Below are 25,396 nucleotides of genomic sequence, written 5' to 3'. Positions count from 1 at the left end.
GCCATCACACATGATCTGGAAATAAGCGCCTATGCAAAGCGTAAACTTCAAAGCAAAAACTATTCACTGGTGCTGAATAATGTAAAATTCAAGCTGATATTACGTATGTTCTCTCTGGTAAAAAGAGGTGAAATGTATGTGGATAACTATAAGAGATCAGCTTAAAAAGCTTATTTTAAATTAAATTTGGAAATATGGTAAACCTAGAATACGGCACGGAGCATTATTTTTCTGTTTTTTCTACAAATGTTATACCCCTACGGGGTTGAAAACCCTTAACTTATTAGCCTTGGTGTCTTCCGCAGCCAACGGTGACTTTATTTTTTTTCTTCCTTTTTTTCTTCAGCCTTTGGCGCGCGCTTATCAGGCATTGGGCCACGTTTGTAGATGATAAGGCCATTAAGGAAGTTGCGCAGGATCTGGTCGCCGCAGGGTTTAAAGTTGGGGTGATCATCGGCACGGAAAATGGCGCCCAGTTCGGTTTTGGTAATCCGGAAGTTGGCCAGTTCCAATACTTTTACAATATCATCGTCGGTAAACTTCATAGCTACCCGCAGCTTTTTCATGATATCATTATTGCTCATGCTATTGGTATTAAATTATATGGAAATATCTATTTTAACCTTCTTGTTTTTAATCTTTTCTCCCTTAATCTGCTGCACAACCTTTTCTATCTTGTTGCGCTTCACGGCCGCGTATGAGGTGTAATCCAGCACTTCTATCAGGCCTACATCCTCTTTATCCAATCCGCCCTTTTTTAGCAACAAACCAACAATATCAATTTTGTTTACCTTGTCTTTTTTACCGGCAGCCACATAAAGCGTTGCCCAGGGCGATGGCTTTGGTACCACAGGATGCTCGGGTAGTTCCTCCACCTCCGGCATATCTTTTAAATAAGATGGCTTTTCATCCGGCGCTAATATCAGGTACGATGTGCCTTTGGCATGCATACGGGCCGTTCGGCCATTGCGGTGCAGGTAGGCTTCTTCGTTATGAGGCAGTTGGTAGTGTACCACATGCTCAATTTCGGGGATATCCAGCCCGCGCGACGCAAGATCAGTAGTAATAAGCAAACGGTGGCTGCCATTCCTGAATTTGAGCAGGGCTCGTTCGCGGTCGTCCTGCTCCATGCCACCATGAAAAATATCGTGGGGCAATCCCCTGTCGTATAACAAATCGCTGATACGTTCAACCGCTTCGCGGTGGTTGCAAAAAACCAGTGTGGCCTGGTCGCCTATCTTGCAAATCAATGCAAACAAGGCATCCAGTTTATCGGCGGCTTCGGCTATTACAGCCTTTTGTTTAATGTCGGGTTTATTGGTGGCATTGGTCAGGTAATCCAATTCTATTGGCCTCACCATACCGGTAAATGAAGGGATCTCGTCCATTTTGGTGGCCGATGTCAGCATCCGCTTTTTGATATTGGGCATCTGCTTGATAATAAAAACCATATCCTCCTGGAAACCAAACTCCAATGCTTTATCAAATTCATCCAATATCAGGGTGTGTATCGTATCGGTGCTAAAACTGTGGCGGCGTAAATGATGCGCTATGCGGCCCGGTGTGCCTATCAACACGGCAGGCGGTTGAGACAGGTTATTGCGTTCAATTTTAACCGGGTGGCCGCCATAGCAGCAGTTCACTTTAAAGCCGCTGCCAATAGTCCGGAAAACCTGTTCAATTTGCAAGGCCAGTTCGCGCGATGGCACCATAATCAATGCCTGCACTGTAGGAATGTTGGCATCTAATAAACCCAGCAAAGGCAATAAAAACCCAAGCGTTTTACCAGAGCCGGTTGGCGATAGCAGGATCACATCGCTTTTTTTGGCCGCGTTGATGGCTGCCTCCTGCATCTGGTTCAGGGCTGTTATTTTTAGGTTTTCGAGCGCTTGCTTTATCATTGTGCGGCAAAGATAAGGTAAAAGCCCCGTCCCCCGGTCTTGAAAGGTAAAAGCGGGGTAAATAGTTCAATAATCAACCACGTGGTTGTTATTTCGCTGCTGCATTATTTAAAAATCTGAAATAATCAATACCTTTATAACAACGGCCAACATTGCCTTATCATATGAATACTTACCAATTTAAACAAACTGGTGGCGGCAACTACGCTTCCCTGCGCGCAACCTGGCCATTTGCAAAACTGACAGTGAACGAAAACCAACTGAGCTTAAATATCTCGTTATGTACGCTGTATTTCAGGCCTGCCGATGTAGTATCAATCGAACCGTCTGATAGCGGCGGCATCCGCATAAACCATACTGTAAGTAATTATAAAACACCTGTTATATTTAAATCATCGGGTGACGCACGTGAGTTGATAGAACAGATAGCGCGAACCGGTTTCCTGAATAACAAATCGGCATTGCCGCCAGATGTTGAAGCCAACATCCTTAATTTACAAGCCCAGGGCGGCTTCGCAATAAAGCTGCCGGCTATAATTTTAATCATAATTGGGTGGAATGCTATTTTACTGCCTAATTTTTATCGCGTCATTGTATTAAAACAGGACCAATACTTTCATACCGGGCCCCGACTTTCATCAGGGTATATGATCCTGATTTGTTTGGGGCTAATTTTTATTGCGCCTTTCAGGGAGCTGATTTTAAAAGAAGGCCGCACGTTGGATGATGTCAAATTATTTGTCTGCTTTATATTAGCACTATGCATTGCCATGCTTATCATTTCATCAATTATGCCAACCATGGCTGCTTAAGTATTTCGTTTAGTCTAAAAAAACAATAAGTAAACGTGAATTGGAAACTCATTCTGCAACTAACACTATTCGGCCTGGTAATGGGTCCTGCTACGGTGTACATTATTCCTTCAAACATTGAAGCACTTATTTGGCTGCCTATATTTATACTTTGTGCTTATTTGATTGCTAAACATTGTGTAGCGCTCTATTTTTTAAATGGCTTTATGGTAGGCGTCATCAACGCCGTTTGGATAACAGCAGCGCATCTCATATTATTCGATACTTACCTGCTCCGTCATAGTTCAGAAGCAGTTCTGTACCATTATGAAGCGATACCCATGCCACCTAAAGCAGCAATGATAGTGTTGGGAATATTTTCAGGAGTGGCTTCTGGTTTAATCCTCGGATTATTTGCCTTTATTGCTTCAAAAATAGTAAAACGAAAACCAACAGCTATTTAGCTATGTCAACAAGCCTGGAAAGTTTTTACCTTCAGCAGGATGAACCCTTAAGAAGTTATTTTATCAACCTGCGGGATATCATCCTGCAACACGATAACGACATTACCAATGCCTGGAAATTTAATATGCCTTTCTTTTTATACAAAGGCAAAATGTTTTGCTACATCTGGACGCATAAAAAACTACAGCAACCATTTATTGGTTTTAATGAAGGAAAAAGGATGGAACATCCTAACCTTACTTTCGAAAACCGGTCGCGGATAAAAATAATGATATTAGATACGAAGAAACAGTTGCCTGCAGATACAATTAAAGAGGTTTTGGATATAGCGATTGAATTAGTAAAACGGGATTTGTAAGATGCAACAAAAATACAGCCTGCAATGGCTCACCGATAAATTCGAAAACGGCGATAATATTAAATACCTGTTCTTTTGGGGACACCGGAGTAAACGGGCCGAAATTGATAAATCGTGTTTTAGCCAGTGGTTTGAATTGCCTTTTACTGTTGATGGCATTACCTACAAAACTGCCGAACACTGGATGATGGCCAACAAAGCCCTGTTGTTTGGCAATCCAAAAATCCACGACAAAATTGTTAATGCCAGCAGCCCTGGCGAAGTAAAGGAATTGGGGCGGCAGGTTTTGGGATTCGACGAAATAATATGGGCCGACAGGAGATTTGAAATTGTTGTTACCGGCAATATCCATAAGTTTAACCAGCACCCCAAATTTGCCGAATATTTGATAAATACCGGCGACAGGGTCCTGGTAGAAGCCAGCCCTGTAGATACTATATGGGGAATTGGACTGGCGCAAGATAACGAAGACGTGGACAATATTTATTGCTGGCGAGGGCCAAACCTTTTAGGTTTCGCGCTGATGGAAGTGAGAGATTTTTTAAAGGATTTTGGCCACTTTGAAGCGTTTGCCCCATTGGTGCCACCGCCATGGAAAGTGTTTCCGGGAGTTGAATCGATGGGCATGTTTTGGGGTATGGGAAAAGGCGAACACGTAGCGATGGAATATGCTCAATACTATTGGTCTTTGTCTGACAGGGATAAAACAATTTTAAAGCTAACCAGCCCTTCTCCCTACGATTGGAATTATTATGATTGATGACATGCTAACGCAACTGGATAATTTTTATCTGCAAAAAGATGAACCCGTAAAAAGCTGCCTGCTGGCCCTGCGCCAAATCATCCTGAAACAAGACGCCGATATAACCGCCGCCTGGAAATATGGAATGCCGTGTTTTTGCTACAAGGGCAAAATGTTTTGTTACCTGTGGGTGCATAAAAAATTGCTGCAACCTTATATCGGTATTGTTGAAGGCAAGCGTTTTGATCACCCGGGACTGATCCTCGAAAAACGGGCACGCATGAAAATTATGCTTTTTGATGCTGATGAGGATTTGCCGGTTGAAACTATTGAAGAAATTTTGAAGAAAGCTATTGATCTGTATAAAACGGGCGTAATAAAGACCAGGTAAATAAGTTATAGTGTTACTTAAACATCATGAAAAAAACCTTATTACTTCTTTTATCGATCTGCACTGTAGCCATCTCTTGCAAACCACAACACAAAACAGGATACGGATCTCCGTTGGTGGTATTGACAGAAACCGATCCATGGCTAATGGTTGTGGGGTCCGATTCACCTACCATCGCTATTTACGAAAACGGGCAAGTGATTTACAAAAAACCGGCAGATGATAAAGCCGAATACTACAAGGTTAATCTAAGCCACGAGGACCTGCTACAAACGATTAATAACCTGGGTATCAATGACTGTTTAAAGAGACTACCTAAACACATCGACGTTTCCAGAGCAACGGATCAGCCTACTGCTAAATTGTTCCTTAATCTCGATTCTGTGAAAATCATTAACGTTTATGGGCAGTTACGCCGGGCGCGCGATCGCGATAAAGCGCCAGCCTGTTTTATTAACGCTTTTAATAACCTTATCAAATATCAACATGACAGGGCTAAGGAATGGTTGCCGGATAGTATTGAGGTGATGCTGACAAACTACAGCTACTCTCCTGAGAAACCATTGGCCTGGCCAGCTGCGTGGCCCGACCTCAAAAACAAAACCACTATAAAAAGAGGCGACGATTTATTTAGCATTTACCTTGATAAAAAATACTATTCAGCTTTCATCAAGCTAAACTCGTCCTTAAAAGAAAACCAGGCTGTTTTAGTTAACGGACAAAAGTTTTCGGTTTCATACCGGATACCTTTTCCTAATTTGAAGTAACCTGCCTCCTGATGCCTAAATCATTAGGGGTTAAGTACACTTCTTATGGGTCAGTTCATCAGCTTCCAGGTTAAAATATACCAGGCCCCCCGCCGCCCGAACGCGCGGTCGTGGTAAATACCTGCTTGGTTAATATAGAAGATATATGAAAATACTATATTGCCCCCGAAATATATATAACCTTATATCATGACCAAAATCACATTGCTTGCATTTTTATTTCTTTCATTTTTGGGTTGCTTGAATGTTAGCGCTCAACAAACAGCCCCGCGGGTAAAGTTCACCGAAATAACCTTTGGCACGGCTACATCAACCACAGTTCTGAAAGAAGATATGGCCAACTCCCCTTCCGGCGATCATTCTGTGGTGGCAAACCAGGTGTTCACAAAAAAAACCGATAAGATTGAAGCCAAAAAGGGTATCGAGTTTGGTGTTGAATATAAATTGACAAGTAATAAAAATGATACCGCAAGGCTTGATATTGAATGGATCTTCCCTACGGCGATGACAGACCTGGAGAAAAAAACATCCTATAAAAGCTTAAGGTACCCTATTGATATGCCTTTAAATTCAATCAACGCAAGCACTTATGGGCTTGAAAATGATTTTGAGGTAATAAAAGGCACATGGCAACTTAATATCTATTATGCCGGCAAATTGATTTATGCCCGCAAATTTGAGCTTTATTAAGTAATGCAATTTTCATTTTGATGCAGGCACTGTAGGGTAATTAAATTAATTGAGTAATTTACAACCTTTAATTAATTGCACACGCTAAAATTGTTTAATGTACTGGTACGAAGAAGATATAAAGCAGCTTGAAAAAGTTAACAAGAACAGGGAATACGAGCCCGAAACTATTTTTTATGGCAGTTCGTCAATAAGAATGTGGACAAGCCTTAATGATGATTTTAAGGATTTAAAACCCGTTAACCTGGGTTTCGGCGGATCGACCCTGGCGGCATGCGTTTGGTTTTTTGAACGGGTAATGGAAAGCTACACCCCCAAACGGCTGGTAATATACGCTGGTGATAACGATCTTGGCGACGGACGCCATCCCGAAGAAGTTTTTATATTTTTTCAGCAACTGGTTGCCAAAGTACAACAACGTTATGGCGATTTGCCCTGCTATTATGTTTCATTAAAACCAAGCCTTAGCCGGTGGAACATTATTGATAAATTTAAGTACGCCAATAACCTTATCGAGACCGAAATTGTTAAAAACACCAATAACTGGCGGTTTATTAATGTATACAAAGAGATGGTTGACGCCAAGGGCTACCCTAAAAAAGAATATTTTGTAGGCGACGGGCTGCATCTAAGCCCGCTTGGTTACCAGTTATGGAAACAGGTTATTACAGCTAATATTAACAGGTAAGCATTACCATTTATTTAATTTTGATTAACATTTGTTTTGGAAATTTCGCAGCAAAAGGCCGGGCCACAAATGAACAGAGGATACCACAAATGGTTTAGCGCCAATTTGCATCGTACTATGGAGTTATTGGTATTTGGTCATGCCGGCAGGGCTGTGCTGTTTTTCCCTACCCGGATGGCACGGTTTTATGACTACGAAAACTGGGGGATAGTTGAAGCGCTGCAAACCAAAATTGAAAATGGCGAGCTGCAGCTTTTTTGTGTAGATAGTATTGATACCGAAAGTTTTTATAACCACTGGGTGCATCCCGCCACACGGATAGCGCGCCATTTGCAATACGAGCAGTATATTCTTACCGAGGTTATCCCCTTTATGCAAAGCCAAAATGGCGGTGACTGCCTTGAAGTTGCAGGGTGTAGCATGGGCTCGTTCCATGCCATCAACATAGCTATGAAACACCCGTCTGTTTTCAAAAAAGTAATATGCATGAGCGGGCGATATGATCTTACACTGCAAATAGACGATTTTAAAGATCTGTTTGATGGCTATCGCGATGAGGATGTTTACTTTAATATGCCCCAGCAATTTATGGCCAACCTACATGATGGGGCCATTTTAGACGCCATTCGTAAAGTCGAGATCATTATGGCGGTGGGCGAAACAGACCCCTTTGTACACAGCAACCGCGATTTTAGCGCCTTGCTTACGGGCAAAGAGATCCCACATCAGTTATACATTTGGGACAATTATGCGCATCGGCCACGATATTGGAAGCAAATGGTCAATTTGTACCTGTAAGGAAACACCATCTTCAAGTTTAGTCTACTACATATTCCCGGAGGCTTTTTTTAGTTAAAAATCAAAACTACGCTTGCAATAGTTGATATGGACAACCAGGCTACATCGCTATTTAAAAAAATAACTGAGATGCAGCAAAGCGGCGAACCTGGTTCCGGCAGTAAAAGCAATCAGGCTACATCGCTATTTAAAAAAATAACTGAGATGCAGCAAAGCGGCGAACTTCGTTCCGGCAGTAAAGGCAATCCCATCAACGGGTGCCTGGTTTTTTAAGCGGGTAACCGTTTCAAATTGGGTTTCTTTCCACTGCACATTAAACAGGTTATTTATAGTTAAGCCAATTTCGTATTTGGGCCTGGTGTAATTCAATACCAGGTCATTGATAAAATAACCTTTGGCAACCAGGCTATAGTCGGCATTTGCCGGGCGGTCATCCAGGTACCGGTAACGCAAACTGCCGTTGAAGCCGTTTTTAAATGTGTAAGTTATGCCGCCGGTACTGCTCCAAACCGGTGCTAAAGGAATATAATTTGCTCCGGCCGGGTCATCCAGCGACCTGCCATGGGCGTAATTTACATCTGCGTCGAAATACAAGGATTTAAATGGCTGGTATCGGCCAGACAGATCTAAACCAATGCGGCGGGTGCGGCCACTAAATTCTACCGAACCTCCATCGCCTGCGTATACATATTCTTTTTGCAGGTAACTATACCATAGGGCAGCGTTGAACAACAGTTTTTTGGCCGGTTTAAATACCATACCCAGATCGGCACCATATGCTGTGGGCAGGGTTTGCAAACCTCCCTGCGCCACTACCACCCGCGTATCATTAGAATGGAAGCCTTTGCCGGTTAATAAATACAGTTGGGTTTTATCGTTAACATGGTAGTAAAAATTTAGCTTGGGGCTAACTATATTATTATGGGCGGCATACACACCGATACCATTAAGCGTACTATCGGTGGCCAGCTTATTGTTATACCTGTAATAAAACTGATCAAACCTTAAACCGGTGTTCACCGAGAATTTTGAGCTGAACTGAAATGTTTCTCCCAGGTAGGCTCCGGCACTCAGTTCGGTAATATCACCCAATTTAACCGGATCGATAACCGTGAAGTTGTTGACCGTATGAGATAATTCTGAACCTTTAGTCATATCCAGCCGGGTATTAATACCCGCTTCCGTTGTCAGTTTAGTATTGCCAATATAGCCTTCATGCCGGTAGCTGCCATTATAGCCGTACAAATTGCGTGTTTCCCGCTGACGTATCTCGTCACCGTTAACTGTGTCTGCCAGGTAAAATGTAAAATTGGTATGCAGGTCAAATTTATAGCGCGAATAGTAGAGCTGGTTTTTGACGATGTCATGATTCGAAAGCCGGGTTAAAAGCTGGGCGTTCACATTGGTGCGCGATGTTACCCCGCCCTCGTTGGGGTCAAGCGCGCCGTAAAACCCAACGATACCCTTGCTTACCGCGCTTTCCGGGATCTGTCCGGATGCTTTCCAGGCACTGTAGAAAGTGGATGCGCTAAAGGTCAGCCAGTTGTTGGCATTTAGCCGGCCATGATATTTGGTAAAAAAGTTAAAGCGTTTAAAATGCTGCGGATTATCAAAATAACTATCGCTGTACCGGTATTCCGAAGCGGCATACCAGGACTGTTTATTGGCCTTAGCTTTTTGGCCAAGCAGGTTAACCATGCCAAGCACCCGGTAGGTATTAAACTGTCCGCCTTCTATTTTAACCTGGTTAGCGTCAATCGCGTTGGCAGTATTAAAGTTCACAAAGCCGGTCACGGCCAGGTCGCCTTTCTCCGCATTATACATCCCTTTTTGATAGTTGGTGCTTTCTATCGTTTCGGGGATAATAAAATGGCTGTCGGCATAACCCTGGCCATGTGCCTGCGAAACCATATTTACCGGCATATAATCAACGCTCAAATTGATATCGGTACCATGGTCATTGTCAAATCCCCGCAGGAAAATCTGTTCGGCTTTACCGCCACCCTGGTGCTGGCCTATGAACAGGCCTGGCACTATACGTAACATTTCCTGCGAGTTAGCTACTCCCCTCATTTTTATGTCTGTTTCGCTGATGATTTTATAAGGGTTGGCCGCATCGGCGGTTATAACCACATCGCTCAGCTGTGTTGGCTGCTGGCTAATAACAACTACCTGTCCGTTACTAAAATCGCTTAGCGACAACGTTTCTTTATGATAGCCAATTGCAGATATGGAAATGGTTTTAACCGATGCAGGTATGTTTTGGTATACGAAGCGGCCTGTTTCATCAGTAATACCGGTTTTGTTTCCGGGTTGCAATATTATAGTTACACCTTTTAACGGAACCCGTGTGGCGCTATCAATTACCCTGCCTGTTAAATGAGCGGTTTGCGAAAACGAGTGTTGGCTACAAATCAACAGAACAGCAATAAGCAGGTAATAACGCATACGATGGACAAGGTTTACTAAATAAACAGTGCTTTTTTCATTCGGGCCGATAAAAACACGGTAATAGAAAATACTGCAACAGCAAACACTAACCACAATTCGTAACCGGTAAATTTCAGTATTACCTGCGTAATCAGGTTAGGTTGATTAAAAGCCCTTTCGGCCATCCAGGCCAAAGCCGCTATCCCGGCCAGTATGGCCGCGCCCGTTTTGAAAAAGGGATAAACCGATGTCCTGCTCATCAGTATCAGCCATGGAACGATTATGGCGATTACAAACAACTGCATCAGTTCGATACCAATATTAAAACCAAGGATGCTCAGCGTCAATGTGAGGGCGCTTAAATTAAGATTGGACAAAACCGAAGCAAATGCCAATCCGTGTATAAGACCGAAACCCGCTGCCACCCGGGCCTCCCTACCTGGAAATATAGGATAGACGGCGTGTATGGCCGAAACCAGGATAGAAATGGCAATCAATACTTCTACCGGTTGCGCGGGAAGGCTGATCCAGCCTAAAGCCCCCAATAGTAAGGTAATAGAATGACCGATAGTAAACGCCGTTACAATTTTTAATAAATTCCTGAGGCTGCATTTAACACCGCCAAAACCACCCCATTGTTTTTTATGAGGTAAGAGCATGGATGGCAGCAATAGCACGATCAGGAACAACAGGTGATCGGTTCCCTCCTTGATGTGCTGCATGCCTAAAGCAAGCATACTTTTGAAACCTTTAAACCAGCTTCCCTGCTGTAAATTTATTTCCAAAGGATATATCACATTATCTTTGGTGTTCCAGCTGATTACCATTGCATCTACCGAAGAGGTATTTAAATTTCCGGCCTCCCAATCGCTACGGATAGAAACGAGGGCGGCGTGGTTAACAACCTGGTGCATAATCACATCATAATCGAGCATAAACTTCCGGGTGCTTTCGCCCGGCAGCGGTATGATAGCAACTTTGGCAACTACTTCCCAATAATCTATGCCGTTCTCGATATATTTCCCTTTGTCCATCCCTAAAGCTTCTATTTCAACGTTCCATGGAGCAGTTTTTTGTGTGTAGGCATGAATGTGAGCTTTAAGATATTCTTTTAACTGAGGCCCAAATTTTTCAATAAGTGTTTCGGGGTTTTTAGATATATTGTTACCAAAAGCAAGTTCCAGTTCTGATAGGGGCATCTGGAGCTCAAGTGCAGCACTGTTGGGGCTTGCATCCAAAAAAACAAGCGTATTAGGCGTTTGATGCGCGGCCGCAATTGTTGGCCTTAATGCCGTAACAGCAAAAAAAGTTGCAAAAATAAACAGCCGCCAACTGTTTTTATGGCGACTGTTTATTGAAAAGATGTTACACATAATTTCTGTATTTTTTTTTATAAAGCTATATAATCACGGGTGTGGTCCCTCATAACAGTATGGTAGTGAATTCCTGAAAGCACCACACCTGTTTGGCAAATAAACTCTATCCAAACGCTTGGCCCATCTATCCTGACATAATCGGTATTAGTTGTTAAAAATGAGCTGGCCGTACCGGCAACGGCAGATGTATTGCTGGCATAAGTAACGTAAGTATTTGCAAGCTCATTTTGATAAATGGTAGTAAAAGCAGCTGCTGCAGTGGCATCCACATCATTGATCCATGGCATCATGGCTGCCAGCACTTTTGCCTGCGCGGCGCTGCTCAACGCACTTACTTTAATTCCCTGTTTGGTAGTTGGGAATGTATTTGTGGTAGAACCTGGAACCATTAAACAGTCGGAAAAAGTACTGGATATTTTTGCCGAAGCCAGTTCTGCACTTGTGAAAGAGCCAAGCATTTCCTGCATCGCAGTATGCTCTGATTCCAATGGGCCGCTATAAGTAGTTCCGCTTAAAGTAAATGAACCTTTTGGCTCTACTCCCTGGTGCAAAGGTGTAATACTGGTAACGCTTCCGTTATCATAAGTAATATTTTGCGCGTAGTGGTGGCCACCAATCTGTAGCATCCATTTTCCGGTTGTACTTGGAGTGCCCAAAAATGCGATAATATAGTTACCGGAAGAATAGCCGGAAGCAGTTTGCCCCAGGTAATCGTCGGCAGCCATAACTTGTGAAAACTCGTCATAACCTTCACCGCTACTTGTACCGAAGGCTGCCGCTGCAACAGCCTTAGCTGCCGCTAATTGTGTGCTGGTTAAGCTGCTAAATGCCAATCCGTTTCTGCACGAAACCCCGCATGGTAAATTCGACCATCTTTTGGCATTGCTAAGGTTCAGCGTAAGTACAACAGTTGCTTGCTGTGAAGTACTAAGCGTTGCTAAAAAAGCATTAGCTAAGCATACCACTTTTGATGCGGTGGTAGCCGATGTAGAGCAACCTGTGGTTGTTGTACCTGCACTATTTACAGTGACTGAAAAGCTGCAAGTTTGCCCGCCGAAAGTAATAGCAAAAGAGGCGGTACCACTCGACGCCGGCGTACCCGCAATGGCATAGGTAATGTTGCCCGCCCCGCTGGCTAATGTACCCGCTGCTAAAGTTGCTGTTAACCCGGTAACCCCGGTTGATGAGATAGCGGTACCCGCGGCATAAGTTTTCCCGTTTCCGCCGGTATACGGAACCGTTGCTGTTCCGGTAAATGCGGTTGAGGCGTAGGCCGTTCCTGAAATTGTTGCACTGGCACAAGTTAATGTACTTACAGATGCCGTAGTTGTAGTGGTACCCGAATCGCTGCTGCTTTTTTTGCAGGCCTGGATTACCAGCAATACGCTTAGGCTGAGGGCCGGTAATAAGATAAATAATTTAGTTTTCATGAGTTAACTATTTGTTAAATAAATACACAGTTTTTTAAACACAGTGTAAACGTAGCGGCTAACCATAATTTAAAACAGGGTGTATAGATGAATGGCCTTTTTTTAGTGGTGAGCGGGCTATTGTTGGCCAAACCAATATCATTTCAAGTCATGTTGCAGGGTTCAATAAGGGGTTCAAACAACTGTTAAACTGCATATTTTGCCATTTCATCTATACATTCAAGTCAATCACCGATGTTTTTATTTCCATGCGTGACTGATTGTGTTACTTTACCCCTATGTCAAAAATTAAAGCTGTTTCCATCATCCTGCATTTCGCCGGCTGGATAATACTTATGGCCATCCCGCTCATATTTCTGCATCGCGGCGGCAGCTTTGACGGTGACATCGTCCTTTTACAAAGCCCCGACTATTGGTTATTCGGACTTACTTTTATGGTGGTTTTTTACAGCAACGCATACTTTTTTGTTCCGCGGCTGCTGCTCCGTAAAAAACATGTTTTTTTTGGAGTCGCTGTTTTTTTCCTGTTCTTCGGTGTTTATTGCATCCGGCCGTTTGACCGCTTGCTGCATATCAGGGAAAAAGAGGACGATAGCCGGCGACCTGGTAACCGGCCACCTTTCAATGGGCCCGGCCATGAAAGTTATCAGCATGTAGGGCCTTCGGAACAAGGCGCCAATTTGCCATCCTATCGCGATAGGCCTTTAAGCCGGTCGCCGTTTGGGCAGCCGCTGGATATTACCAGTTTTTTCATTTTTTTTACGGTAATTGCCTTGAGCACCGCCATTAAAACTATCCGGGAATGGCTGCTTACCGAGCAAAGGGCCGCCCGGGCCGAGGCGGATAAAGCAACCGCCGAGCTCTCTTTTTTAAAAGCGCAAATCAATCCGCATTTTTTGTTCAATACCATGAACAATATTTACACGCTGGTTTTAACCAGGGATGATCATGCTGCCGACAGTGTTTTGCGGCTTTCAAAAATCATGCGTTACGTTACCGAAGATATAACCGGGAATTTTGCCCCCCTGCAGCGCGAGGTTGATTGTATAGCCAGCTATATTGAACTACAACGTTTACGCACCGGTAACCTTACCGCTGTTAATTTTGAGGTAGAAGGCGACATAGAGGGAAAACAGATAGCCCCCCTGTTGCTGATGACCTTTATTGAAAATGTTTTCAAATACGGTGTTAGCAAACATGAAAGCACAACCATCCAAATCAAACTGGTTATCAGCGAAACTACCCTGTACTTTTATTGTAAAAACCGGATATTCGGTTTAAATAACAGCGATAACCACAGCACCGGGATAGGCATCAAAAATACCCGCAAACGTTTAGATCATTTATATACCGGCAGGTATATATTAAATATCAGCAACGATAACCAGGAGTACATTGTTCAGCTAACCTTACCAACTTAACTATGATCCTTAAATGTATAGCCATTGATGATGAACCTTTAGCGTTACGGCTTATTGGCGAATATGTATCGCGGTTTCCGGCACTGCAACTCATCCGCACATTCGAAGACGCAATTTCGGCGGCCGAATTCTTAAAAAACACAACCATCGACCTGCTTTTTCTGGATATCAACATGCCCGATATATCGGGCATCGACCTGCTCAGATCGCTGGCCGCAAAGCCCATGGTTATTTTCACAACCTCGTACCGGAAATATGCCTATGACGGCTTTCAACTGGAGGCGGTTGATTTTGTTGAAAAACCAATAGAACTTGACCGTTTTACCAGGGCTGTAGAAAAAGCGCTTGCATTTTATCAATATAAGAACCGGGCAAGTGAAAAACCGAATACTACAGACGATAGTCTGTATGTCCATTCCGAATACCGGATTGTAAAGATCAACCTGAACACCATCGAGTACATTGAAAGCATGGAAAACTATATCCGCATTCATTTAACCGACGAAAAACCTGTATTTACGTTAATGACATTAAAAGAGGTGTTGAAAAAGCTGCCTGCCGATAAATTTCAGCGCATCCATCGCAGCTATATTGTCCCGGTAAGTAAAATAAAATGCATCCAAAATCGGAAGGCACAACTAACGGATGTTGAATTGCCGGTGAGCGATGCGTATTATGAAGGCATCCGCGGTTTGGTTACGCCAGGCTAAAAGCAGCATGCGTAAAGCCAAGTTATTGATTATTGATTATTGATCAATCCAAATACGCTGATTAATAGATACCTGATTTGTACGACAGACTGTAGTACAAATCAGATATCTATTAATCTATTGGTTAAGGTAAAACGAGAATATCTTTTACTGCGAATTGCGGCATGTTTTAAACTAAACACCCGGTAATAGTTATTTCTTATCGCAAACCAGGAAAACCACGCCCATTGCGGGCACGTTAACTGTTATCCCTCCACTGGTAGTTGATGAATTCGCCGCCAGCGTTGCATAATTTGACGGACCGCCAACATCGCCGGCCGGGCCGTTGTTGTTAATGGTTACTTTGCCAGAGTACAACCCGTTATCGGTACCCCCTTTCAGGGTGTAATAGTAGTAGTTAGAGCCTGTATAGTAATTTTTGAAATTAATGTTAACTACCTTATCAGTACTGCCTTTATTTATCAGTGTAACGCCGGCCTCCCCCGAAGTAAACGACGATGCATAACTTACAATATCCGTACTCCCGGTTACTGCCGAACTGATCATCCTGTCGCCGAAGTATTTTTGAAAATAATACAGGTAATAAAACGCCGGGCGCGGGGTAAAGTTTGCTGTACCATCCTGGTTATAGCTAAATAAACCATGATCGTTACCATCGCTGCCGCCATTGGCCAAATCCCAGCGGCAGGCCATACTCACCTGGTTTTTAATCAATTCGCCCAGCACCAGCACAGCGTGCACACCATTTACATAGGATACCTGCTGCCTTGAACCGGCGGCAAATATATTCCACTCGTCCATAGCAACCGGTTTTGGCGCCACGCCCGCTTTTTGAACGGAACTGTTAACCCAGTTTAGCATCGAAGCTGTAACCGCCGATGGAGTTGCCAGGATGACTTCGGGTGTTGAATTTTGATTAAAAGGCGTATAATAATTATGCACCACAAAAAAATCGGGCGATGAGCCGGCGGCAGATAATACGCCCGCATTCCAATTTTGTACGCCTACCGAATTGTTTTGGTCATCCGCGTCGGTAAGCACAATACCAATTTTAATGGTGGCGCCTATGTCGCTGGCGGCTTTACGCATCGAATCGGCAAAAACCTTAAAATGGGCTCCGTATAGCTGGCCTGTCAGAATTTCGGGCTGGCCATCCTTATTTTTTGATATATCAATACGATACCCGGCTTCCCAGTTACCAAAATTTTCGTTGCCAACCTCCCATAATTTGGTCCGGCCCTTATCATTCCTAACCCATTGAGCGGCATAATGCGCAGCAGTTTCAACCGGGTGATCGCTCAAACCATAACGGGCATACCCATAATTTACAGTGATAATACCCGTGCTATTGGTTTTTTGTAACAGCGAATAGTAATTACTAAGGCTTATCGACCAGCTATCGGTTAGCAAACCGCTCCAATACCCGGTAGCGGGATCGGCAGTGCCATCGGCTTTTAATAACCGGGCAGGTACATCAGTGGGTGTGCCACCCGCAGGCAGATCATAAAAGTAAACATCAGATAAACTGCCCCCCGGCGCCCTGATAATATTGGGCGATAGATTGGTAATGTTTTTTACCAGGCCCGCATCGGTATATTGACCGGTAAATGGATTCATATTATTGCCAAACAAGTTTTTTGAAACTTTTGATACCACTTGTGCAAAATCCGCGGTTACAGTTATTGACGATGCAGTTGGTTTAGCCACGCTTTGCGTAGCCGGCTTTGTAAATGTCTTGGCCTGCCAGCTATCTAAAAAAAAGCCTTGCGAAACCGCGATGCCAGGGTCTGTTGGCGATGTAATTGGGCCGGTTGCCCCTACATTACCTGTATCAACAACTGTTGTTGTATCAGTCTTTTTATCCTTTTTGCATGCCGTTAAAGTTATAAGGGCCAATAATATTACATACACACTATTTATTATCAATTTCATTTTCCTGTTGTTTACCGTCGCGGTATTTATATGGCCATTTATCAGCCTTTGTTTGTATTTTTAATTAAGCTACCGATGCTTTTAAGCCAACGTGCGGGCTATGCATAAAACCTGCAACCATGTAGGTCGACCTGAACTCGTTGGGTGTAAACTGTTTTTTACGTTTAAATATCCTGTTGAAATTGGATATGTTGTTAAAGCCGCACTCATAGGCTATCTCGGCCACGGTGGTGGTGGAGTCAATGAGCATCCGCGATGCATGCCCTAACCTTATTTCGTTTAGGCTATCGGTAAAGGTTTTGCCGGTACGTTTTTTTATAAACCTGCTAAAAGAGGCTTCGGGCATGTGAACAACACGGGCAACTTCGGCAAGGGAAACTTTCCGGTTGTAATTGTTATTCATATGCTCAAATACTTTTTCGATACGGCGGCTGTTGTGATAAAATTTTTCGTTAATAAAGCTGGGGTCCGACAGGGTTTTCATATCTGCCGATGTTGACAGTTCATGCAATATGGATAGCAATTCTAAAACAGATGTAAAACCGCTTTGCTTATTTAGCGCCATGATGCGGTTTTTAACCGCCAAAATTGTTTCGGGCGAGAAAAGCACCCCCATTGGCGCACGCTGCAGCATTCCTTTTAAAAAACTAAGCTGATTACGGCGTAAAAATTTCTCGTCAAAAAGGTCTTTATGAAACTGAATTACAATTTCGGTTACCGCCTGGCTTTTACACTCGTTGGTAAACCAGCCATGGTAAAGGCCAGGGCCTATCAGCACCAGCTCCAAATCGTCAATAACCTCTATATGTCCGCCAACAACACGTTTTGCCCCTTTGGCGTTTAAAACCAAATGAAGCTCGTAATCGTCATGGTAGTGAAGCGGCCCTTCAAAATTATTATCAGCCTTCGCAAAAACAGTAAAGCAATCGCCTGCTGTCAGCGGGGTATTTTCGCGCATTACATTGCTTGTCGTCATAAATAATCTATATCACAAAATCAAAAACAAGTTAGTTAGCTAAGTATTTGCATAGGGATAATAAGCTGCTCTATTTTACTGCGGGCTCATCGGTCTGCACCTTAGCTGCAACATCATCTGCTATCATCGTCCCGGAGGCGTTGCCCATCGCTATCAATACTTTAAAACTCACAGCCTTTTGGGGTATTTTAATCACTTTGGTATAAAGCGTCCATTGCTCGTCGCCGGTTAGGCGGGCAATGTTTTCGCCGCCATCTATTTCTTTATCACCGCTATCTAAAAAAGCTACGCCGAATATGGCCCCGTTCCAATCATTTTTACCTTTAACTACATTTAATGTTTTTAACCAGGCGCTAAATTCGATGGATGTAGTTTTTTTAGGAATCCGGACGGTTTGATCAATCCCCAGCCATTTATCAGTGCCGGTGGCAATTATCGCGCAGCTGGCCTTCCCGCTTTTAAAATCCCAGGGGGTAATTTTGCCACCGTTATCGTTCCAACTGTCTAAATTATCCTCAAAGCCACCATTCCCGAGCAGATTTTTTTGAGCTGCGGCCGTGAATGCTGCAAGCATAAAAGCCAGGCCAAATAATAATCTGAAAATTTTATTCATGATCATTCGCGTTAACATTCTTGAAAATGCCATCATCTTTAAGGCAAATGCCGTTATTGATGATGGCTTTCAATGTATAAAGGGGTATTAAATTATGCCTACATCGTCCAGGTAAAACAAAGTGGTATTACCACTAAATTCCTGGAAAACAAGGGAGGTGAAATTTTTAGGAGCTGTGCCTCCTGTTGGTGTAAACGCAGCCATCGGAATATTAAAGTTTGTCCAAACGCCTTCTTTTACAACAATCGGAACCGCGATGTTAAAGTTGTAATCCAATATCACGTGGATAACTTTATTGTCGCTGCCTTTACCGCCGTATATAGCCATTTTGATACTTTTTACAACCGGGATATTACCTGGGGCCTGCAAAACAAAGCCATCATAACCGCCTGCATATTGTACTTTGATGGCTTTTGTTCCCCTTAAAACGGCAGTAGTGTTGTTATTATCGGGCGAGTTGCTCCAGCCGTAATCCGACCAGTTATTTTCAAAGCTATCTTCAAAACCAGCCTGGGTAAAGCCAAATGGTACAGTTGTGAATGTTTCGATATTGGAGATAGGATTGTACCCGTTAGAAGCCAGCGGCCCTGTTGTTGTACCACCACCTAACGATGCTGTTGTGGTAATTGATAATACATTGGCGCCCGTTAAGCCTGCCGGCACTTTCACAGTAGCCTGGGTAGACGTAAATGAAACTATTTGTGCTGATGTAGTACCAAATTTAACGCTGCTGAGTCCGTTAAATGTAGTTCCCTTAATCACGATCAAATCTCCTGCGTTACCGGCGGTAAAGTTCACCGATGTAATAGACGGGAAAGGCTGCTCGATGATAAAATCAAAATCAACCGAGCCATGCTGGGTAACTACCTTCAACTTATTAGGTGTGCTTGCGTCGCTAAAAGGCACATTTGTAGGTATAGTAATAATAAGGCTTTTATCTGTTGCCAGCGCAGTGTTAAAATAAATTTCGACACCATTAACGTAGATATGCGTTGCACTGCCCAGGTTTGTACCCAAAATCATATACGGCGTATATATTTTACCCGATGTAGTGGTTGAATCAAATGGCGTTGGCCTTTGCTCGTCATAAGTTAATGACGAGTCGAGGGTTAGCCGGTGTACAATTGATACCATGGTATCTTTGGTAAGTGTGCGCACACGGGTAATAGTGGGGGCGCCTGTTCCGTAATTGTTTTTATCCTTTTTACAGGATTGTACCGCAAGTGTTGTCAACACTACCAGCAGCAGGTACAGGGATACCGGTGTTTTAAATATATTTTTCATGTTAATGCTTTTTATTATTTGAATACGTAAGGAACCGGTGGATCTAATAATTTAGGGTCGGTTGCGGTTTCAGTTTGCGGATAAGGGAACACAAAGAATGAACTCTGCGCTACATTTTTCTGGCTGTATACAACCGGTGGGGTATCATTACTGAATGTGCCACGTTCCTGGTTACTTAATATGGCTACCGCTTTAGGGTGGTTTACGTTTAAAATGCCCTGCCAGCCATCCATACGACCCAAATCAAACCAATAATCAAATTCAAAGGCAAGTTCCATCCGGCGTTCGTGCAGGATATCGCTCTTGGTAAATGACGTTACCGTATTTAAACCAGCCCTGTTCCTGATCATGTTGTAATATTTTAAAGCAAGCGGATCGGTAGTGCTGCTGTTGCTGCCTAAAATAGCTTCTGCCTCAATCAGCAAAACTTCGGCGTAACGCATCAGGTAGGTATTATTTGCGGCCGATTGCGCCGCGCCTACCCCGCCATTGTCTGCGGGCGTACCTACTACATATTTTTTCATAGCCGCTTTGGTACCTTGTGAGTTAACATTACCCGGAACAGTAAAACCTCCATCGGCCTGGTCAATTTCGGGGTACTTATCGCCGGCCAGCATTATAGTGGCATGTTTGCGGTTATCGCCCGGCTCATAAGCTCTTTGAAAATCAATTGTCGGTCCCACTACAGAATAGCCATCGCCAGTGCCTGTAACACCACTTATTGCCCATGACGCCTGTATCGAGTTGCCATGGCCGTAAGATGCACCACCCGCCCATTGCAGCGCCGCAACAGATTCTTCGTTATTGTTGTTAACAGTTTTAAACAGGTCATCATAATATTTACCATCTATCAAACCGGTATAGCCGCCTGTAGCAATTTGGGTATCATTAATATAACCACGGTACAATTTAAATTCACCACTATTGATCACCTTCTCTGCCTCGGCGCGGGCTTTGGTATAATCTTCCATATACAGGTAAACCTTTGCTAATAGCGCCGATGCCGAACCGCTTGAAACATGCCCCTGTGCCTGGCTCGATCCGCTACGGATCATGGCGGTACAATTAGCCTCGGCAAATTTCAAATCGTTAATGATAAATTTATATACATCGGTAACCGGGTTGGTGTTCACCTGAAAATTGGTCACAAAATCTTCGCTGTTTTCGATGATAGGTACATTACCCCATAACCTTACGATGTGGAAGTAAGCTATAGCACGCATAAAATGCGCCTCGCCGAGGGCGTTGTTCTTCACAGCCGCATCAATTGATGCAGGCGCGTTAGGCAAGTTATTGATGAGTGCGTTTGACTGTGCAACAACCGTAAACAACGAGTTCCAGGCATCAGCAAGGCGGGGGTTAATATTGGTGAGCGAGAAGTTGAACAGGCTTATCACATCATCAGAGTAGGTACGCCCGTTACCGCCTGCCAATTCTGTAATTGCCCAGCCTGCTTTATTGTTCCAGTTAAACCACGGCGAGTTATACAGCGCATTGGTACTTGCGGCTACCTGGTCGTTTGTTTTGTAAAAGTTGTCTACGGTAATGGCGTCTTCCGGTGCCCTGTTAAAAAAATCCTTTTTACAACCGGTTACTGTGAATGTGCTCATCACCGTAACCCCTATAAAATATTTTATATATCTTTTCATGTTAAATTCTCTTTATGGGTTAAAATTCAGCGTTAACACCAAATGTTATCGTACGCGCAGATGGGTAGCGGCCCAGGTCCACATTTGTTAAAAATACGTTCTGGTTCATGGCGCCAACTTCGGGGTCCAAACCTTTGTATTTAGTAAATGTGTACAGGTTTTGGCCGCTTGCGTATACTTTAAGCCTGTTCAGTTTTATTTTGCGGGTCCATTTTTGCGGCAGGTTCCAGGCAAGGTTTACATTCTGGATCCTTAAGTACGAACCACTTTCTAAAAACCTGTCGGATGTGAACAGATTGGGGTTATCCAAACCGGCGCGCGGAGCGGGGATATTAGATGTTGGATTGCCTGGGCTCCAGAAATTGGCAGATGATTGCAGCTGGTTCACGTACAAACCCGATAAGCCCGCGGTTGTATAGCTTAACGCGTTTAATATTTTGGCACCATATGAGCCCGTGAGGAAAATATTAAGATCAACAGATTTATAGGAGAATGTATTGGTGATACCGTAAGTAAACTTAGGGTTAGGGTTGCCCAGGTAGGTTTGATCTTTTTCATCAATCAAACCGTCGTTATTTATATCCTTATACCTGATATCGCCTAACCATGTGCCTGTAGAGCTGTTTGCAATCGGCCTGCCAAACTGGGGTTTTGAACCGGCCAGCTCCGCGTCGCTTTTAAATAAGCCATCAGTTACATAACCATAAAACTCACCAACCGCTTGCCCTACTACAGTACGTGTAACGCTCCTGTTTAAGAAACCATTGGTAATATTGCCTGCAATAAACGGCGTTCCGTTGGCTAATGAAAGCACTTTGTTGTTATAGTGCGAGAATATTAAAGTGGTTGCCCATTTAAAATCTTTGCCTGCAATATTTTTGCTGTTGATAGAAAATTCGAACCCTTTGTTACTCAATTTACCGGCGTTAAAATATGGAGGATTTATTCCCCCGAGATAAGACCCTGCTGCTCCCTCACCTACTAAAAATGCCGGCAACGCTGCCTGAAAAAGGAAGTTTTTGGACGTTTTGTCGTAATAATCTGCTGACACATCTATCCGGTTATTAAACAAGCTGAAATCAACACCCAAATCGGTTTGGATACCCGATTCCCACGTGAGGTTAGCGTTTTTGATCTTGTCGATCAGGAAACCTGTTCCAAGGCCGGTTACCGATGGTTTTAACGCCGAGCCATACAGGTAGTTGGGTACGTTTTGGTTACCAACCTGTCCGTAACTGGCCCTTAATTTCACATTATCGGCAACACTTTTAATGCCGGCCATAAACGACTCTTCGGATAGGCGCCATGAAACCGCTACCGATGGAAAAAATCCTGTTTGATGGCCTTCGGCAAATTTCGATGACCTGTCTGAACGGCCGGTAGCCGTCAAGCTATATTTACTATTGAATGTATAAACTAAACGCGCGATACCCGATTGCATAGCCTGGCTACCCTTATATTCATCAATCCTGGCCGATTTGGCATCTCCCAGGTTGAGGGTTTGCAAATCGTTGCTATAAAAACTTTGCGCATAGGCACTTATGCCGTTCCATTGCGCCTCGTTAACCTCGTAACCCAGGGTAGCATATATATTGTGTTTTTTTGCAAATGTGTGGTTGTATGAAAAATACTCTTTCCATCCCCAGTAAATTTGCGTTTGCCATGATTCGGTTAAATTGGCAGTTTTGTTAATGTAACCACCCCAGGCATAGGTAGGATTAAACTGCAATGCTTTCGACCAGTTAAAATCGCCGTTAACTTCAGACCGCAAGGTTAAATCGCGGTATATTTTTATATCTGCATATAGGCTGCTATTAATATTGTGCCTAACCAGCGTATTGGTTAATGACAAAGCCTGCGCTACAGGATTTATAGAACCACCTGTAGCGTTATCGCCGGTAAGAATAGGGCCCGCGAATGAACCATCAGGATTCCTGACCGGTACATCCGGCGCGCTTAATAGCGCGGTGTATATAATACCGTTATTGTCGCTAAGCCCTCTGTTTTCTTCACTACGGGTTCCGCCTATTACAGCGCCAAACTTCAGCCATTCCTTAACCTGGGTATTGATGTTTGAGCGCAGGCTATAACGTTTGTAAGTGCTGCCCAGTATGGTGCCCTTTTGATCAAAAAAGCCGCCTGATACATAGTAGTCCAAGCCATCTTTACCGCCTGATACCGACAACTGGTGACTTTGTTGCGGCGCCGTTCTGAAAACTTCCTGCTGCCAATTGGTTCCCTGGCCTAAAAGTTCGGGCGAAGCAAATTCGGCCCGCCTGGCTACCTGTACGTTATCGGCAAGCGCGTTTTGTAAAACCGCGTATTGCTGCAGGTTCATCATCGGCAAAAATTTACCTTGCTGCTGAAAACCGTAGTAACCATCATAACCTATACGGGCGCTTCCGTTTTTACCGCGTTTGGTGGTAATAATAATTACACCGTTTGAGCCTCTTGAACCATAAATAGCTGTTGACGAAGCATCCTTCAAAACATCTATCGATTCGATATCGCTTGGGTTAAGCAGCGACAACGGGCTTACGGCAACTTCATCGTTATTACCTAAGGCAACAGAACGGCCACTGGTAGCCCGGTTAGTGGCATCGCCAAATATGGGTACACCATCAATAACGTACAATGGCTCGTTTGAACCCGATAGTGACGATATACCGCGGATGTGAACCGATGTTTGGCTACCCGGCGCGCCTGAATTTTGCGTAACCGTTACACCGGCAACCCTGCCCTGCAACAACTGATCGACACTTGATTGCGGAACGTTGGCAATATCTGATGCTTTTAATGATGATATGGCCCCGTTTACATCCTGCCGTTTTTGCTGGCCGTAGCCAATAACCACCACATCAGATAGCGCGGTAGACATGTTGACTAATACAACGTTAATAATCGTTTTTTTACCGATAACAACGTCCTGCGATTTCATCCCGATAAATGAGAAAGTAATCTCGGTAGCTCCATTTGGTATGCTGATGCTGTAGTTACCGTCTTTATCGGTTACAGCGGAGGCCTGGCTGTTTTTTACTCTGACAGATACTCCCGGCAAGGTGATACCCTTGTCGTCTGTTACTGTTCCTTTGATTACTGTAGCCTGGTTTTGCGCCCCTGCCCGGAAGCATACAAAAAGAGACAAAAACAGCAATGCCATTCGTAGAATTTTTCGCATAATAATTGGTTAATTGATAATTGATCTATTGTTTATTTTTGGTTGTACTAACTGGTACAAAAGCCTCCCTTAAGCCGCAAATAAATTATTGGGGGTAAACGCGGGGCCGAACTTCTTCAAACAGGCGTTTAAGTTTAACCCGGCAATAAATCACGGGTTACTCTTTTCCATTAAAATTTATAAACTACTTTTTAGGATTAACATGCAGCAGATGTGCTAAAGCAGCTGCTGCATATTGGTTTTGTTGAGGGTAAAATTATATGGTAAACAACGCCCGGTTGTGGATAAATAGGGGCACAAATGTCAACTATGATTAAAATATTAATTATCAGTAACTTAATTAAAATAAATGAAAGTATTTGTTAAAAAATGGCATAAAAAGGTTACAAATGTATCCCCCTAACGGTTTAGTATTACATTTTATACTGAAAGAATAGTATCACTTTGACAAGGTCGACGCGCAATTTTACCCGGAGTTTTCGGGATGACACTTTGTTGCTGATGCATAAAAGAAGCGTTACACTTTGATACACAGTATCGCCTTTGAAAAGGTTTATGATTTGATTGTTTGAACCTATAGGGAGTTCACTTAGAGGTCGTTTAAAATTAAAAAAAAGACCATCGAGTATCCATCAGGATGATCCTGAAAAAAAGGGGGATGACGTGTTGGCTTTAGAGCATCACAACAACCATGTCGAGCGCAGCGTGGCAATCGCGAACTATGCAAGTCCGCCCTACATAGTCGCAATTGCTTCGTTCCTTATAATGACGTATTTGTAAGTAACTGATTATCAAGTATGTTTTTT

At 43.5% G+C, this 25,396-nt stretch carries 22 protein-coding genes; 11 read left to right on the top strand and 11 right to left on the bottom strand.

Annotated elements, in window-relative coordinates; all coding sequences use genetic code 11:
- Positions 1-317 precede the first annotated feature (317 nt).
- On the bottom strand, positions 318-584 hold the full coding sequence (locus tag AC1DXF_RS27060; protein ID WP_477451810.1) for a DUF1456 family protein: 267 nt from the start codon (positions 582-584) through the stop codon (positions 318-320).
- Between the two features lie 15 nt (positions 585-599).
- The gene (locus AC1DXF_RS27055; RefSeq protein ID WP_477451809.1) at positions 600-1,901 is read right to left on the bottom strand and encodes a DEAD/DEAH box helicase; all 1,302 of its coding nucleotides are present in this window, start codon (positions 1,899-1,901) and stop codon (positions 600-602) included.
- Between the two features lie 164 nt (positions 1,902-2,065).
- On the opposite strand from AC1DXF_RS27055, the gene AC1DXF_RS27050 reads away from it, so the two are divergent.
- The 9 genes from AC1DXF_RS27050 (at position 2,066) to AC1DXF_RS27010 (ending at position 7,591) form a co-directional block, all read left to right on the top strand.
- Complete coding sequence (locus tag AC1DXF_RS27050) at positions 2,066-2,713, top strand: hypothetical protein (protein WP_477451808.1); 648 nt, start codon at positions 2,066-2,068, stop codon at positions 2,711-2,713.
- Between the two features lie 35 nt (positions 2,714-2,748).
- A complete protein-coding gene (locus AC1DXF_RS27045) occupies positions 2,749-3,156 on the top strand; it encodes a hypothetical protein (protein WP_477451807.1) in 408 nt (135 codons plus the stop codon).
- 2 nt (positions 3,157-3,158) lie between these two features.
- Positions 3,159-3,515, top strand: coding sequence for a DUF1801 domain-containing protein (locus AC1DXF_RS27040; protein WP_477451806.1), 357 nt, complete (start codon positions 3,159-3,161; stop codon positions 3,513-3,515).
- A 1-nt stretch (position 3,516) separates the two neighbouring features.
- Complete coding sequence (locus AC1DXF_RS27035) at positions 3,517-4,275, top strand: NADAR family protein (RefSeq protein ID WP_477451805.1); 759 nt, start codon at positions 3,517-3,519, stop codon at positions 4,273-4,275.
- 4 nt (positions 4,276-4,279) lie between these two features.
- A complete protein-coding gene (locus AC1DXF_RS27030; protein ID WP_477451804.1) occupies positions 4,280-4,648 on the top strand; it encodes a DUF1801 domain-containing protein in 369 nt (122 codons plus the stop codon).
- Between the two features lie 26 nt (positions 4,649-4,674).
- A complete protein-coding gene (locus AC1DXF_RS27025) occupies positions 4,675-5,415 on the top strand; it encodes a hypothetical protein (RefSeq protein ID WP_477451803.1) in 741 nt (246 codons plus the stop codon).
- A gap of 189 nt (positions 5,416-5,604) precedes the next feature.
- A complete protein-coding gene (locus AC1DXF_RS27020) occupies positions 5,605-6,105 on the top strand; it encodes a DUF3859 domain-containing protein (protein WP_477451802.1) in 501 nt (166 codons plus the stop codon).
- Positions 6,106-6,202: 97 nt separating this feature from the next.
- The gene (locus tag AC1DXF_RS27015; protein WP_477451801.1) at positions 6,203-6,793 is read left to right on the top strand and encodes a GDSL-type esterase/lipase family protein; all 591 of its coding nucleotides are present in this window, start codon (positions 6,203-6,205) and stop codon (positions 6,791-6,793) included.
- A gap of 69 nt (positions 6,794-6,862) precedes the next feature.
- Complete coding sequence (locus AC1DXF_RS27010) at positions 6,863-7,591, top strand: esterase family protein (RefSeq protein ID WP_477451800.1); 729 nt, start codon at positions 6,863-6,865, stop codon at positions 7,589-7,591.
- Between the two features lie 183 nt (positions 7,592-7,774).
- On the opposite strand, the gene AC1DXF_RS27005 is transcribed toward AC1DXF_RS27010, so the two are convergent.
- Genes AC1DXF_RS27005 through AC1DXF_RS26995 form a run of 3 tightly spaced genes read right to left on the bottom strand, consistent with a single transcriptional unit; the run spans position 7,775 to position 12,827 of the window.
- Positions 7,775-10,039 (bottom strand): TonB-dependent receptor, encoded by a 2,265-nt coding sequence (locus tag AC1DXF_RS27005; RefSeq protein WP_477451799.1) that lies wholly within the window; start codon positions 10,037-10,039, stop codon positions 7,775-7,777.
- Between the two features lie 17 nt (positions 10,040-10,056).
- On the bottom strand, positions 10,057-11,394 hold the full coding sequence (locus tag AC1DXF_RS27000) for a HupE/UreJ family protein (RefSeq protein WP_477451798.1): 1,338 nt from the start codon (positions 11,392-11,394) through the stop codon (positions 10,057-10,059).
- Between the two features lie 17 nt (positions 11,395-11,411).
- A complete protein-coding gene (locus tag AC1DXF_RS26995; RefSeq protein WP_477451797.1) occupies positions 11,412-12,827 on the bottom strand; it encodes a DUF3500 domain-containing protein in 1,416 nt (471 codons plus the stop codon).
- A gap of 278 nt (positions 12,828-13,105) precedes the next feature.
- Between AC1DXF_RS26995 and AC1DXF_RS26990 the strand changes: the two genes are divergently transcribed.
- Both AC1DXF_RS26990 and AC1DXF_RS26985 read left to right on the top strand, forming a co-directional pair.
- Complete coding sequence (locus AC1DXF_RS26990; RefSeq protein ID WP_477451796.1) at positions 13,106-14,248, top strand: sensor histidine kinase; 1,143 nt, start codon at positions 13,106-13,108, stop codon at positions 14,246-14,248.
- 2 nt (positions 14,249-14,250) lie between these two features.
- Positions 14,251-14,958, top strand: a complete 708-nt coding sequence (locus AC1DXF_RS26985; RefSeq protein WP_477451795.1) for a LytR/AlgR family response regulator transcription factor — start codon at positions 14,251-14,253, stop codon at positions 14,956-14,958.
- Between the two features lie 192 nt (positions 14,959-15,150).
- On the opposite strand, the gene AC1DXF_RS26980 is transcribed toward AC1DXF_RS26985, so the two are convergent.
- From AC1DXF_RS26980 to AC1DXF_RS26955, 6 genes are all read right to left on the bottom strand, one after another.
- Positions 15,151-16,890 carry an alpha-L-arabinofuranosidase gene (locus AC1DXF_RS26980; protein WP_477451794.1) on the bottom strand — a complete coding sequence of 580 codons (1,740 nt, stop codon included), beginning with the start codon at positions 16,888-16,890 and terminating at the stop codon, positions 15,151-15,153.
- Positions 16,891-16,954: 64 nt separating this feature from the next.
- Complete coding sequence (locus AC1DXF_RS26975) at positions 16,955-17,866, bottom strand: AraC family transcriptional regulator (RefSeq protein WP_477451793.1); 912 nt, start codon at positions 17,864-17,866, stop codon at positions 16,955-16,957.
- A gap of 70 nt (positions 17,867-17,936) precedes the next feature.
- Positions 17,937-18,479 (bottom strand): hypothetical protein, encoded by a 543-nt coding sequence (locus AC1DXF_RS26970; protein WP_477451792.1) that lies wholly within the window; start codon positions 18,477-18,479, stop codon positions 17,937-17,939.
- Positions 18,480-18,566: 87 nt separating this feature from the next.
- On the bottom strand, positions 18,567-19,763 hold the full coding sequence (locus tag AC1DXF_RS26965) for an IPT/TIG domain-containing protein (protein WP_477451791.1): 1,197 nt from the start codon (positions 19,761-19,763) through the stop codon (positions 18,567-18,569).
- A gap of 14 nt (positions 19,764-19,777) precedes the next feature.
- On the bottom strand, positions 19,778-21,412 hold the full coding sequence (locus tag AC1DXF_RS26960) for a RagB/SusD family nutrient uptake outer membrane protein (RefSeq protein ID WP_477451790.1): 1,635 nt from the start codon (positions 21,410-21,412) through the stop codon (positions 19,778-19,780).
- A 19-nt stretch (positions 21,413-21,431) separates the two neighbouring features.
- On the bottom strand, positions 21,432-24,590 hold the full coding sequence (locus tag AC1DXF_RS26955; protein ID WP_477451789.1) for a SusC/RagA family TonB-linked outer membrane protein: 3,159 nt from the start codon (positions 24,588-24,590) through the stop codon (positions 21,432-21,434).
- Positions 24,591-25,396: the final 806 nt, after the last annotated feature.

It is taken from the genome of Mucilaginibacter sp. P2_A5 (genome assembly GCF_056404995.1).
The sequence above is the reverse complement of the archived record's forward strand: the minus strand, read 5'-3'. Positions and strand labels throughout refer to the sequence as shown.